The 13,415-nt window shown below is 75.4% G+C and carries 10 protein-coding genes; 5 read left to right on the top strand and 5 right to left on the bottom strand.

Translation table 11 applies throughout. The annotated features are described in order from the left end of the window. Positions 1–45: 45 nt before the first annotated feature. The 3 genes from ABGB16_RS10310 to ABGB16_RS10300 are packed head-to-tail and all read left to right on the top strand — an operon-like array spanning position 46 to position 3,590. Entirely contained in the window at positions 46–1,443 is a 1,398-nt protein-coding gene (locus ABGB16_RS10310; RefSeq protein ID WP_347667762.1) for a cytochrome P450, read from the top strand. Between the two features lie 22 nt (positions 1,444–1,465). Then, entirely contained in the window at positions 1,466–2,251 is a 786-nt protein-coding gene (locus ABGB16_RS10305; RefSeq protein WP_347667761.1) for a DUF4386 family protein, read from the top strand. Then, positions 2,244–3,590: a cytochrome P450 gene (locus ABGB16_RS10300; RefSeq protein ID WP_347667760.1), complete on the top strand. Its 1,347-nt coding sequence runs from the start codon at positions 2,244–2,246 to the stop codon at positions 3,588–3,590. Before ABGB16_RS10305 ends, ABGB16_RS10300 begins: the two co-directional genes overlap by 8 nt. A gap of 163 nt (positions 3,591–3,753) precedes the next feature. Here ABGB16_RS10300 and ABGB16_RS10295 read toward each other — a convergent pair whose 3' ends face one another. Beyond that, complete coding sequence (locus ABGB16_RS10295; RefSeq protein WP_347667759.1) at positions 3,754–4,467, bottom strand: hypothetical protein; 714 nt, start codon at positions 4,465–4,467, stop codon at positions 3,754–3,756. A 184-nt stretch (positions 4,468–4,651) separates the two neighbouring features. Beyond that, entirely contained in the window at positions 4,652–5,767 is a 1,116-nt protein-coding gene (locus ABGB16_RS10290; RefSeq protein ID WP_347667758.1) for a hypothetical protein, read from the bottom strand. 167 nt (positions 5,768–5,934) lie between these two features. Between ABGB16_RS10290 and ABGB16_RS10285 the strand changes: the two genes are divergently transcribed. After that, positions 5,935–6,975, top strand: coding sequence for a nitronate monooxygenase (locus ABGB16_RS10285; RefSeq protein WP_347667757.1), 1,041 nt, complete (start codon positions 5,935–5,937; stop codon positions 6,973–6,975). Between the two features lie 10 nt (positions 6,976–6,985). Here the strand turns inward: ABGB16_RS10285 and ABGB16_RS10280 are convergent, their stop codons facing one another. From ABGB16_RS10280 to ABGB16_RS10270, 3 genes are all read right to left on the bottom strand, one after another. Beyond that, positions 6,986–8,716 (bottom strand): ABC transporter ATP-binding protein, encoded by a 1,731-nt coding sequence (locus ABGB16_RS10280; protein WP_347667756.1) that lies wholly within the window; start codon positions 8,714–8,716, stop codon positions 6,986–6,988. Then, entirely contained in the window at positions 8,713–10,482 is a 1,770-nt protein-coding gene (locus ABGB16_RS10275; protein ID WP_347667755.1) for an ABC transporter ATP-binding protein, read from the bottom strand. The genes ABGB16_RS10280 and ABGB16_RS10275 overlap by 4 nt, the downstream gene beginning before the upstream one ends. 135 nt (positions 10,483–10,617) lie before the next feature. Beyond that, positions 10,618–10,944: a hypothetical protein gene (locus ABGB16_RS10270; RefSeq protein ID WP_347667754.1), complete on the bottom strand. Its 327-nt coding sequence runs from the start codon at positions 10,942–10,944 to the stop codon at positions 10,618–10,620. A gap of 769 nt (positions 10,945–11,713) precedes the next feature. On the opposite strand from ABGB16_RS10270, the gene ABGB16_RS10265 reads away from it, so the two are divergent. After that, positions 11,714–13,415: hypothetical protein (locus ABGB16_RS10265; protein WP_347667753.1), on the top strand; the 1,702-nt coding region annotated here is incomplete at its 3' end.

Here is a 13,415-nt window from a genome sequence, read left to right as displayed (position 1 = left end):
CACCCGGCGCCGCCTCCACGACCATCCACGGTGGGGGGACCAGGCATGGCCAGCGTGACACCCACGGCTCCGGCCGGGGCCGGGCCGCGCCTGGCCCCCGGCCCCCGCGGCAGGTTCCTCGTCGGCAGCCTGTTCGACCTGCGGCGCGACCTTATCGGCTTCCTGAGCGGGGTCAGCCGCGAGTACGGCGACATCGTGCGGTTCACCGTCGCCGGGTTCACCGTGCACCTGATCAACCACCCGGACCACCTGCGGCACGTCCTGCAGGTGAACAGCCGCAACTACGACAAGCAGTCGTTCGAGTACAAGCCGCTCAAGCTCGCGTTCGGCGAGGGGCTGTTCACCAGCGACGGCGACTTCTGGCGGCGGCAGCGGCGGCTGATGCAGCCCGCGTTCCACCGGCAGCGGATCCAGCAGCTCGGCGAGGGCATCGTCCAGGACGTGGTGGACCGCGTCGACACCTGGCAGCCGCACGCCGAGCGCGGCGAGCCGCTCGACGTCGCCGCGGAGATGGTCAACCTGTCGATGAACGTGGCGACGAAGTCGCTGTTCAGCACGGGGCTGCGCGGCGACGACGAGGTGGCGGCGATCAGCCGGTACCTCGACACGATCGTCAACTACTGCCTCTACCGGGCGACGGTGCCGTTGGCGCCGCCGCCGCGGGTGCCCACCCGGCGCAACCGGGCGTTCAACGAGGCGATGAGCGGCCTGAACGGGATCATCTACCGCATCCTGCACGAGCGCCGCCGCGACGGCGGGGACAGCCACGACCTGCTGTCGATGCTGCTGGCGGCGCGCGACGAGGAGACCGGCGAGGGCATGCCGGACAAGCAGCTGCGCGACGAGATCGCCACGCTGCTGCTCGGCGGGTACGAGACCACGTCGAACCAGCTCAGCTGGGCCTGGTACGAGCTGTCGCGGAACCCGGAGATCGAGGCGCGGCTGCACGACGAACTCGACCGGGTGCTCGGCGGCCGACTGCCCACCGTGGCGGACGTGCCGCAGTTGGAGTACACGCGGATGGTGCTGGAGGAGACGCTGCGGCTCTACCCGGTGCCCTGGTTGGAACGCCGGGCGGCCGGGCCCGATCGCATCGGCGGCTACGACGTCAAGGCCGGGTCGCTGATCTACATCAGCCCGTACCTGACGCACCGGCACCCGGACCTGTGGGAGGAGCCCGAGCGGTTCGACCCCGAGCGGTTCACGCCGGAGCGGTCCGCCGGCCGGCCCCGGTTCGCCTACTTCCCGTTCGGCGGCGGGCCCCGGCTCTGCATCGGCAACCGGCTCGCCGAGTTGGAGGCGCAGTTGACGCTGGCCACCATCGCCCAGCGGTACCGGCTGCGCATGGTGCCGGACCACCCGGTGGAGCCCAAGATGATGATCACCACCAGCCCCCGGTACGGGCTGAAGATGACCGTCGAGCCACGCCGCTCGACGGCCTGACCCGGTACAGGAGATGTCCCGTATGGACGACAACCGGATGAACAGACTGGGCGGCACCTGCGCGATCCTGGTGGGTGTCTCGTACGTCGTGGTCACGACCTTCTTCGTGCTCGACCCGACCCAGTTCATCCCGCACGAGAACAAGGACGAACTCTGGCGGGCGCTGGCCGCCGACGGCACCCCGCGCGTCCTGTACTACTGGGGCTACGCCCTCGGCGCGGTCTTCGCGTTCGGGGCGATCCCCGCCATCGCCGACCTCGTCCGCGAGCGGCACGAGGGCTGGGTGCGGTGGACCACCGGCCTGGCGTACCTCTCCTTCGGCGTGACGGCGGTCGAGACGTTCCGCCTGGTGACGGCCACGCCGCTGTGGGCGGGCGACTACGCCGGCGGCGATCCGACCGTACAGACCGCGATCGTCACCACCGACCTGCTCCTGCGGCTCGACCCGGCGACCTGGCTGCGGTTCGGCGCCCTCGGGCCGTGGTTCCTGGTCGTCAACATCCTCGCGCTGCGGCACGGGCTGCTGCGGCGTCCGCTGGCGTACCTCGGCATCGCCCTCGGCGTGCTCACCAGCACCACCGCCGTCGGCGTGGCCTTCGGGATCGGCCCGATGGTGCTGGTCTCGGCGATACTGGGCGGCGCCCTGGCCGCCCCGATCTGGTTCATCTGGGTCGGCCTGGTGCTGCGGCGCGGCGTACCGCGGACCCCGGGCGCGGGGCGGGGCCCGGCGACCGCCGCCGGCCCGGCGGCCGCGGGCGCGGTGACCGCGGCGCAGCCGGCGCGAGCGGAGGAGGCGGCCGGTGCCTGACCGTCACCCGCCGGGGCCGAAGGGCGTGCCCCTGCTCGGCAACCTGCCCGGGCTCGGCCGGGGCATGGTGGAGTTCATGATGGAGACGGCGACGCACGGCGACGTCGCGTCGTTCACCATCGGGCCCACCCGCAACTACCTGCTGAGCCACCCCGACCACATCCACGACGTGCTGGTCCTGCGCCGGGACAAGTTCACCAAGGACCCGCACGACCTGCGGACCCTGGGACGCTGGATGGGCAAGGGCCTGCTGACCAGCGACGGCGAGCACCACCGCCGGCAGCGTCGGCTGGTGCAGCCGGCGTTCCGCCACCGGCGGATGGCCGGGTACGGCGAGATCGCCGTGGACGCCACGCAGCGCCTGATCGAGGGCTGGCGGCCCGGCGACGTCCGCGACATGCACCACGAGATGATGAAGCTGACGCTCAACGTGGTGTCGCGGTCCATGTTCGGCAGCGGCGTGCCCGACGAGGAGGCGTACAAGGTCCAGCGGGCGGTCGCCGGCCTGCAGGACATCGCCATCCAGATCAGCAAGTTCGGGATGCTCGTGTCGCCGTGGCTGCTCCTGCCGCTGCACCAGCTCCTCAAGCGCGGCACGCGGGTGCTCGACGAGGCGGTCATGCGGATCATCGCCGAGCGGCGGGCCAGCGGGGAGGACCACGGCGACCTGCTGTCGATGTTCCTGCTGGCCCAGGACGAGGTCGACGGCGGCGGCATGACCGACCAGCAGGTACGCGACGAGGCCGTCACCATCTTCGTCGCCGGCCAGGAGACGACGGCCAACGGGCTGACCTGGGCCTGGTACCTCCTGTCGCAGCACCCCGAGGTGGCCGAGAAGCTGGGCGCCGAGCTGGACGAGGTGCTGGGCGGCCGACCCCCGACCGCCGAGGACCTGCCGCGGCTGCGCTACACCGGGATGGTCTTCAAGGAGGCGCTGCGGTTCTGCCCGCCGGCCTGGACGCTCAACAAGCGGACCCCGGTGGAGGACGTCGAGCTGGGCGGCTACCGGCTCCGCCGGGGCAGCGGGATCTTCATCATGCCGTACGTGATGCACCACCACGAGCGGTACTTCCCCGACCCCTTCCGGTTCGACCCGGAACGCTTCGCGCCGGAGCGCGAGGCGGACATCCCCCGGTACGCCTTCATGCCGTTCGGCGGCGGGGAGCGGATCTGCGTCGGGGCCGGTTTCGCCGAGATGGAGGCGAAGCTGATCCTGGCGACGCTGGCCCAGCGCTTCCGGTTCACCCTCGCCCCCGGCCAGCGGGTCGCGCTGAAGCCGCTGGTCACCCTCGCGCCGAAGTACGGGCTCCGGCTGCGCGTCGCCGACCGGTCGAGCTGACCGTCGAGGCAGGGCGGGGCCGGCCCACCGCTCGGTGGGCCGGCCCCGCGCCGCCGAACAGCCCGGGGCGGAGATCAGGACCTGCGTGTCCGGTACGGGGAGCCGAGCACGCCCGCGGCGATCGCGTCTGCATCGCCACGGCCGCCCGCCCGTACCCCCACCGTCAGGCCGTGGGGCCGTCGGGGGCCTGCCGCCCCGACGGCCACCCGGTCGCCCCGTCGTCCCGCCGCGGACGCCGTCGCCGAACACACCGCTTGACCATCAGGGTCGCGTCGCGGGCAGTCGCCCGAGGCGCCGAGGGCCGCCACAGGGCGTGGACGGTCACCCCGTCCGGACGGTGGAACCGTTCCCGGTCGGCGTAGCCGTGCCGACGGTAGAGGTCGCCGTGCAGCCCGCCGCAGCTCTCCGCGTAGGTAGGCAGGCTCAGGTTGTCCATCCACCGCTGGCTTGTGGCCAGTATCGCCTCCGCCCGTACGGCGTCGCCCGGCCCGGGCGGAACCGCGAGGAACGCCAGGTGGTTGTGGGCCTCGACGGGGCGGTGCGCGGCGAGAGTCCGGTCGAGCAGGACGAACCGCCCCATGTGCTCCCCGCACGTCTCGGCGAGGCGCCTGCCGTACCCCCGCGGGCCGGGGATGGGACGGTAGCGGTGGAGCCAGAGGGCGCAGGCGGTGCCGTCGCGCAGCAGGAACGCGTCGCCGAACAGCAGCGCGTGCTCCGTCCAGATGCGGGCCACGCCGGCGAGTACGGCGGGCCGCCGCCGCTCGTCGGGGACGAGCCAGGCGCCGAGCGGGGAGGCGGAGACCGTGGCGGTCACGAGGCTGACGATCAGGTCGATGTCACGCCAGCGGGCGCGATCGACGGGCAGGGTGAGGCTCATGGTGAGACTCCTGGTCAGGGAAGGGCCCAACGGGGACTGGAGCGACGGCCGACCCGGCGACACCTGGGCGGGTGGGCCACTGTGGTCGGTGCCGGTCGGCGGCGCGGGCGGCCGGTCAGCGCCGGCCAGCCGAGGAGTCGGTGCTGCCCCGGCTGCGGGCGTGCTGGTCCGGCTGCCCGGGGGGTCAGGCCGGTCTGCTCCCCGGACGGGGCACCCGGGACGGCGGGTGGCCGGACCGGTCCGCGCGGCTCACCTGCCCGACCAGCAGGGGCGGCGTCCAGGCCGAGGGCGACGTGGCGGCCGCCCCCCAGTGGGCGGTGCCGGGGGAGTACACGCCGGTGCCGTCGGCTGCCGGCGGGATCGGAGCAAGGCGGGGGTCGACGTCGGGCCGGGTGAGGGTCGGCCCGCGGTCGGCGGCGCTGGCCCGGTCGGTCGCGGCGCCGCGTCCCGCGGTCGCCGCCGCGGGGATTTGGACGGCGGCGTCAGCGGTGGCGGCGGCAGCGAGGGCGGACCGCCCGGGCGTCGCCGGGGCGGGCGCGGTCGGCGACGCGGGCGAGGCGGGGAGCGACGGCGAGGTCGGGGAGCCCGGTGGCGCCGGGTCGGTCGGTTCCGGGCCTGGCGGCGCATCGGGCCCGGCCGGCGTGGGGGCCGGCGGGGTCAGGACCGGATCGAGCACGTCGAGCGCGGGGTCGAGCGGTCGTAGCACCGGCTCGAGGTCCTGCAGGACCGGATCGAGGCCGGACAGGACGGGGTCGAGGACGGGCGACACCGGATCGAGGACCTGGCCGACGGTGCCGAGGAGCGGGTCGGTCACGGGCCTGATGGCGGTGGCCACCGGGGCGACGACCCCGTCGCGGAGCGGGTCGGTCACCGGGGCGACCACCCCCGCCAGGGCCGGCAGGATCGGCGTTCCGGCTCGGGTGGGCGTACGGGTCGACTGCTGCGGGCGCGGCGGCGTCGCCTCGGCCCCGTCCCTGCACTCCGCCGTCCGTGACCTGCGTGGCGGGTCGTGGGCGGCCGTCCGGCTCCATGCCGCTTCGCCGTCGCCGCCCGCCGGGCCGGGCCCGGCGGCCTGTGGTGCCGGCGACCCTGGGGCGGCGGGGACGGGGGGCGGGTAGGCCGGTGGCAGCGCGCCGTCCGGCTCGGCGGCCGCGTCGACAGTGGTCGCCGGTGGGGTCTCGGCCGCGCGCGCGGTGTCGGCGACGGCAGCCTCGTGGACGCCCCACGCGCAGAGGACGCCCCCGAGGACGAGCCCGAGGCGCAGGGCTGCCCGCGCCAGCCGCCCCCGCCGTCGACTCATTCCCCGCCCCGCCTCTCCCCACCGCAGTCACGTCGAGTATCGAAGCCAATCTACCGTGTTCGGGTTGTCGCGGAAGCCCGCCGCGCCCGTGTCGGTGCCCGGTGAGGAGGGCACCCTTCTCTACCGGAGGCGTTAACAAGGGGCCCCCTTTCGGCAGGATGGACGACGTGTCCGTGCTCTCCGCGTTGCGTTGCCCGATCGTCGCCGCCCCGATGGCCGGCGGTCCGTCCACCCCGGCTCTCGCCGCGGCCGTCTCCACCGCCGGCGGGCTGGGCTTCCTCGCCGCGGGGATGCTCGCCACCGAGCGGCTGCTCGCCGACATCGCCGAGGTCCGGGCGCGCACCGACCGGCCGTTCGGGGTCAACCTCTTCCTGCCCCCGTCCGGCACCGTCGACGAGGCCGCCATCCGGGCGTACGCCGACCGGCTCGGTCCGGAGGCCCGGCGGCGCGGGGTGACGCTCGGCGAGCCGACCGGCGGCGACGACGCGTACCCGGAGAAGCTGGCCGCCCTGCTCGCGGACCCGGTGCCGGTGGTGTCCTTCGCGTTCGGGCTGCCGGACGCCGCCGCGGTGGCCGCCCTGCGCGAACGGGGCACCGAGGTCTGGGCGACGGTCAACCGGCCGGACGCCGCCGTGGCGGTGGCCCGGCTGGGCGTGGACGCCGTGGTCGTGCAGGGCACGGAGGCCGGCGCGCACCGCGGCGGCATGCCGGACGACGACGACTACGCCCTCCTGCCGCTGCTGCGGCTGGTCGCCGCCGACTGCGACCGGCCGCTGGTGGCCGCCGGGGGCGTCGCGGACGGGGCCGGGCTCGCCGCCGTGCTGGCCGCCGGCGCCGCCGCCGCGCAACTCGGCACGGCGTTCCTGCGCTGCCCCGAGGCGGGCACCTCGCCGATGCACCGCGCGGCCGTCGCCAGCGCCGCGCCGACCGCCCTGACCAGGGCTTTCACCGGGAAGCGGGCGCGCGGCGTCGGCAACGACTTCCTCCGGCGGCACGACCGGTCGGCGCCGGCCGGCTACCCGCAGGTGCTGCACCTGACCCGGCCGCTGCTGGCCGCCGCCCGCGGCGACGCCGACGCCGCGACGGCGAACCTGTGGGCCGGTCAGGCGCACCCGCTCGCCCGGGAGATGCCGGCCGCCGAGCTGGTCGCGGAGCTGACGGCGGGCGCCCGGGCCGCGCTGGCGGCGGCGGCCGACCGCTGGGGCTGACGCCCTCCGGTCAGCCGTGCCAGGAACGCCAGAGGGCGGCGTACGCGCCCCCGGCGCGGACCAGCTCGTCGTGGCTGCCCAGCTCGGCGATCCGGCCGTCCTCCAGCACGGCGACCCGGTCGGCGTCGTGCGCCGTGTTGAGCCGGTGCGCGATGGCGATGACGGTACGCCCGGCGAGCACGGCGGCCAGCGCCCGCTCGGCCCGCCGGGCGGTCGTCGGGTCCAGGGCGGCGGTCGCCTCGTCGAGGATCAGCGTGTGCGGGTCGGCGAGCACCAGCCGCGCCAGCGCGAGCTGCTGCGCCTCGGCGGCACCGAGCTCGCGGGCGCCGTCGCCGAGCTGCGTGTCGAGGCCGTCGGGCAGGTCGGCGTACCAGTCGGCGCCCACGGCGGCCAGCGCGGAGCGCATCCGCTCGTCGGACGCCCCGGGCGCGGCGAAGGCCAGGTTGTCGCGCAGCGAGCCGATGAAGACGTGGTGCTCCTGGGTGACCAGGGCGATCCCGCGACGGCGTTCGGCCGGGTCGAGGTCGGTCACCGGGCAGCCGCCGAGGCTCACCACCCCCTCCCGCGGCGCGTCGATCCCGGCCAGCAGCCGGGCCAGGGTGGACTTCCCGGCTCCCGACGGCCCGACGACGGCGAGCCGCTCGCCGGGGCGTACCTCCAGGTCGATGCCGTGCAGCACGTCGGGGCCGTCCGCGTACGCGAACCGCGCGCCGCGCACCACGAGCCCGTGCCCGGCGAGCGCGGACGCCGCGCCGCGCGGCTCCGGCGGCACCTGGCCCACCCCGAGTACCCGTGCGAACGACGCGAAGCCCCGCTGGGCCTGCTCCATCCACTGCAACAGCCGGTCCAGGGGTTCGATCGCCTGCTGGAGGTAGAGCGCGGCGGCGACCACCTCGCCGAGTGTCACCGCGCCCCGGGACAGGAAGAACCCGCCGGCGAGCAGCACCGCGGCGACCGGCAGCGGGTAGCTCGCCTCCACCACCGGGAAGTACACCGACCGCAACGCCAGCGTCGCCCGCCGCGTCTCCCACACCCGGCCGATGCGCCCCGTGCCGTGCCGCACGCGTTCGTCGGCCAGGCGCAGCGCCTCGACCGTGCGCGCGCCCTCCGCCGTCGTGGTCAGCGCGTCGGTCAGCTCGGCCGTCGCGGCGCCCTCGGCCAGGTACGCGGCCCCGGCGCGGCGCAGGTACCAGCGGGTCACCGCCCAGATCGACGGCAGCCCGGCCAGCGCGACCAGGCCGAGCAGCGGGTGCAGCAGGAACACCGCGCCGAACAGCAGCGACAGCTGCGCCGAGGCGATCACGATGACCGGCAGCACGTCGCGGACGGTCGTCCCGACGGTGGTCACGTCGACCGAGCTGCGCACGGCCAGGTCCCCGGTGCCGGCCCGCTCGACGACGGAGACGGGCAGGGCGAGGGTCCGCGCGACGAAGTCCTCCCGCAGCCGCGCCACCGCGCGCTCGCCGAACCGGTGGCCGGCGTACTGGGCGTACCGGGCGAGCAGCCCGTGCGCCAGCACGCACCCGCCGATCGCGAGCGCCAGGCGGTCCACGGTGGCCACGCCCGCGCCGGCGCCCGCCGAGTCCACGATGCGACCGAGCAGCCAGGGCGCGGCGAGCCCGGCGACCGCGGCGGCGACGTGCAGCGCCAGCAGGCCGGCCACCGCCCGCCGGTCCCGGGCGATCAGGTCCACCGTGGCCCGGCGGACGGCCGCCCGGTCCGCTACCGGAAGCCCGCTCATCGCCGCGCACCTCCCACCCCGGCCGAGGAGTCGCTGTCGGCCGGGTCGCTGTCCCGGGACACCAGCGCCCGGTAGCCCGGCTCCCGCCGCAGCAGCTCCGCGTGGGTGCCGGTGGCGGCGACCCGGCCCCCGCTCAGGTACGCGACCGCGTCGACGCGGCCGAGCAGCAGCGGCGACGTGGCCAGCACGACGGTGGTCCGTCCGGCCCGCGCCGTACGCAGCCGCCGGGCGATGCGCTCCTCGGTGTGCGCGTCCACGGCCGACGTCGGGTCGATCAGGATCAGCACCTCCGGCTCGGCGAGCAGGGCCCGCGCCAGTCGTACGCGCTGCCGCTGCCCGCCGGAGAGCGTGCGGGCGCGGGTGTCGATCGGCGTGCCGAGCCCGTCAGGCAACGCGTCGGCGACGTCCTCGGCGGAGGCGGCGCGCAGGGCGGCCCGGATCTCCGGGTCGCCGACGCCCGGCCGGACGCGCAGGATCTCCCGCAGCGTCCCGCCGAAGAGGTAGGAGTCGTGATCGGCGACCAGGATCCGGGCGCGCACCTCGTCGAGCGCGACCCGGGTCAGCGGCACGCCGCCCCAGGTGACGTCACCGACGGCGTACCGCCCGAGCCGGTCGGCCAGCGCGACGGCCTCGGCGGGGTCGTCGCTGGCGACGCCGAGCAGCGCGCCGGCGGGCACCGTCAGCCCGCTGGCCGGGTCGTGCAGGTCGGCGGGACCGTCCGGGGCGGGCCGGGAGCCGGGGCCGCCGGTGTCGTCCGGGGCGATGGTGTCGTCCGGGGCGATGGTGAGCAGGGCGACGATCCGGCGGGCGGCCACCCGGCCGCGGATCAGCTGGTATCCGCCCTCCAGCAGGAACCAGACCGGCACGATGAGGGTCGCCACGTACCCGTAGACGGCCACCAGTTGCCCGACGGTGATGTCGCCGGCGACCACCATCCGCGCCGAGAGCCACACCACGGCCGCGAGGAACAGCCCCGGGATGACGCTCGTCAGGGCCTCGATCCAGCTGTTGACCGCGCCGACCCGGTAGCCCTCGCGCCGCAGGTCCTGGGAACGGGCGGCGTACCGGCGGGCGAACAGGGCGCGCCCGCCGACCCCGGCGAGCACGCGCAGCCCGGCCACGATGTCCCCGGCCCGGGTCGTCAGGTCACCCTGCCGCTGCCGGTAGACCGACTCGGCCCGCTCCAGCCGGCGCAGCAGCGGCCCGATCAGCACCGCGATCGCGGGCACGCCCAGCAGCACGGCCACCGCGAGCAACGGCGAGATCGACCACAGCACGACGGCGACGACCGCGTACGCGACGACCGCGCCGACCCCGGGCCCCGTCACCGTCAGCACGGCCGAGGTGTGGCCGATGTCGGCGCCGCCGACCGTGGCGACCTCCCCGGCGGCGAGCTTGCGCGGCAGCACCGCGCCGACCCGGGACAGGTGTCGCACGAGGACGCCGGCGGAGCGGGCCGTGGCGTCCTCCCGGACGAACGTCATCGTGCGGTGCCGCATGATGCCCAGCCAGGCCAGCCCGATGCCGGCGGCGACGATCGCGGCGACCCAGCGCAGCAGGGCCGCGGTGTCGTGCGCCCGCAGCCCGTCGTCGACGGCGCGGGCGACCAGGTACGGCCGGACCGACAGCCCGATCATCCAGGCCGTGCCGAACAGGCTGCCGCGCAGCACCCGCCACGGCTGGCAGCGGACCAGCCACCAGATGTACCACAGTGGACCGCGCGTGTCGGGGACGCCGGGATCCGGGTGGGGAAGCTGCGGGGGCATCCGCTCAGGCTAGGCGATGATCTTCCGCCGTACGGACCGGCGGTGGCGGGATCAGCCGGCCCGGATCAGCCGACCCGGATCAGCCGACCCGGATCAGCCGAGCCGGATCAGCCGAGCCGGATCAGCCGAGCCGGATCAGCCGGCCTGGATCGAGACGGCCATCCCGGTGAACGAGGAGGGACCCGCTCCGCCTGCCGCGTACGCGGCGAAGCCGGAGTCCTTGGTGAGTCCCACGACGAACCGGGGCGCGGTCTCCGCCGTCGCCGCGGTGGTCGAGGCGGACAGCCCGGCGGCGGCCAGGTCGAGCGCCGCGTCGCGCAGCGCGTACGAGCCGAACGCGTCGGCGCTCGGCGGCCTGGCCGGCCGGCTCTGCGGCACCACCGGCGAGTTGCCGGCGCCCTTGCCGACCTGCCACCCGGTGGGGTCGTAGGAGTCGCCATCGGTGAGGTAGCTCCAGCGCACCCCTCCGCGGCCCCGTACGCCTTGAGGACCTTGCCGACCGCGTTCGCGCTCGAGTGGGGCACGGCGGACGAGGCGCTCAGCACGCCGATGCGCGCCTGGACGCCGCCGGCCTGCCGGACGAACTCGCCGTACACGGCGGCGTTGCCGTCGTCGAGCGCCCCACCGACGAGCATCAGCACGCCCGGCCCGCCGCTCGTCGCGCCGGTGTGTAACGCGCATCGTGTCGGTGGCGCTGCGGACTTTCGTTGTCTTGGATAAAAGTCCGGCCGGACATGACGAAAGGTCTGGACACGTCGAGACCGACTTAGTAGTGTCTGGACTCATCAATATGTTTCACCGAGGTTAACCGGCGGCGCGGTCGATCTCGGCCGTGGCTCTCCAGGCGGCGCAACACGCCCGGTGGCCACGGCTCTGAGCAGGGCTGGCACCCCGGGCCAGCGGCGCAACCAGCGGCCGGCGCAGAGGACGCGCCGTGGTTGGCCGATGTCCGTCCCGCCTCTCGGTGATTCCTCGTCAGCTCCGACGCGGAACCACACCCCGTCAGCTCCGACGCGCGACCCTGCCCGGGTGACGCGGCGATCCGGCTCGCCCGCCGCCTGGCAGACCCACCTACACGGAAACGACCGTGGCCGCGGGCCACGGCCGGGGCTCCCGTGCGGCCAGGGAGGGGCCACACGGCTCGTCGATCCGGCGACCCAACGCGACACGACATCGGCGGGGGTGACGCCACCCGCCGGTGCCGCCCTCGGCATCTGTGAGAGAGGCTTGGATGAACGGGTATCCACTGCCGGACCGACCCCCCGCGGGCCGGCTCCGGAGATCGATCGCGGCCGCGGTCACGGCGGCCCTGCTGATGGTGACCGCCGCGGTGGTGGCGGTGCCGGCCAGCGCCCGGCCGGTCGACCCGGAAGGGGCGAGGACGGCCGTCGCGGCGGCACCACGGCAGTTGCAGGCCCAGGTGCTCACCTGGACCGCCGGCGACAACTTCCTCGCGTACCGGTCGGCTCCCACCACCGCCGTCGCCGGGCCCGCGACGCTCGTCTTCGAGAACAGCGCCGCGACCGGCAACACCACCGGGATGCAGCACACCCTGACGTTCGACACGGGGGACCCGCGGTACAACAGCGACGTCGACGTGAACATCCTGGCCGACCCGAGCGACGCCAACGGGGGACGGTGGACGGTCGACGTGGTGCTCTCGCCGGGCACCTACCGCTACTTCTGCGCGATCCCCGGCCACGGCGGGATGACCGGCCTCCTGGTCGTCAGCGGCGGCGGCTCGGACACCACCCCGCCGACCGCGTCCGCCACGGTCACCGGCCAGCGCGACGACACCGGCGCGTACGTCGGGTCGGCGACGGTCACGCTGTCGGCCACGGACAGCGGGTCCGGGGTGGCGCGCGTCGAGTACGCCCTCGACGGCGGCGCGTACGGCACCTACTCGGCGCCGGTGACGGTGAGCCAGCCGGGGCAGCACACGGTGGCGTACCGGGCTACTGACAAGGCGGGTAACACGTCGGCGGCGCAGTCGGTGTCGTTCACGGTGGTGCAGGCGCCGCCGGCGGACACCACCCCGCCCACCGCGACGGCCGCGGTGACCGGGCAGCGCGACGACAACGGCGCGTACGTGGGCGCGGCCACCGTGACGCTCTCCGCCTCGGACACGGAGTCGGGCGTCGAGCGGATCGAGTTCTCCCTGGACGGCGGGGCGTACGTCGCCTACTCGGCGCCGGTGACGGTGAACCAGGCGGGGCAGCACACGGTGGCGTACCGGGCTACTGACAAGGCGGGTAACACGTCGGCGGCGCAGTCGGTGTCGTTCACGGTGGTGCAGGCGCCGCCGGCGGACACCACCCCGCCCACCGCCTCGGCCAGCGTGACCGGGCAGCGGGACGACGCCGGGGCGTACGTCGGGTCGGCGACGGTGACGCTGTCGGCGACCGACGCGGGCTCGGGCGTCGAGCGGATCGAGTTCTCCCTGGACGGGCAGCCGTACGCCGCCTACTCGGCGCCGGTCACCGTCAACCAGCCGGGGCAGCACACGGTCAGCTACCGGGCTACGGACAAGGCGGGCAACACCTCGACGCCGCAGTCCGTCTCGTTCACGGTGGTGCAGACCCCGCCGGCGGACACCACCCCGCCGACGGCCGCGGCCAGTGTGACCGGGCAGCGGGACGACGCCGGGGCGTACGTGGGCGCGGCCACCGTGACGCTCTCCGCCACTGACGCGCAGTCGGGCGTCGAGCGGATCGAGTTCTCCCTGGACGGTGGGGCGTACGTCGCCTACTCGGCGCCGGTGACGGTGAATCAGCCGGGGCAGCACGCGGTGGCGTACCGGGCCACGGACAAGGCGGGTAACACGTCGGCGGCGCAGTCGGTGTCGTTCACGGTGGTGCAGGCGCCGCCGGCGGACACCACCCCGCCCACCGCCTCGGCCAGCGTGACCGGGCAGCGGGACGACGCCGGGGCGT

It is taken from the genome of Micromonospora sp. B11E3, assembly GCF_039871625.1.
Taxonomy (GTDB): domain Bacteria; phylum Actinomycetota; class Actinomycetes; order Mycobacteriales; family Micromonosporaceae; genus Micromonospora.
This window is presented reverse-complemented; position numbering and strand designations above follow the sequence as displayed.

What these genes read in the sequence shown, in the direction of transcription:
- ABGB16_RS10310 (WP_347667762.1), top strand. Translation starts at nt 46, where the DNA reads ATGGCCAGCGTGACACCCACGGCTCCGGCCGGGGCCGGGCCGCGCCTG.
- ABGB16_RS10305 (WP_347667761.1), top strand. Translation starts at nt 1,466, where the DNA reads ATGGACGACAACCGGATGAACAGACTGGGCGGCACCTGCGCGATCCTG.
- ABGB16_RS10295 (WP_347667759.1), bottom strand. Translation starts at nt 4,467, where the DNA reads ATGAGCCTCACCCTGCCCGTCGATCGCGCCCGCTGGCGTGACATCGAC.
- ABGB16_RS10290 (WP_347667758.1), bottom strand. Translation starts at nt 5,767, where the DNA reads ATGAGTCGACGGCGGGGGCGGCTGGCGCGGGCAGCCCTGCGCCTCGGG.
- ABGB16_RS10280 (WP_347667756.1), bottom strand. Translation starts at nt 8,716, where the DNA reads ATGAGCGGGCTTCCGGTAGCGGACCGGGCGGCCGTCCGCCGGGCCACG.
- ABGB16_RS10275 (WP_347667755.1), bottom strand. Translation starts at nt 10,482, where the DNA reads ATGCCCCCGCAGCTTCCCCACCCGGATCCCGGCGTCCCCGACACGCGC.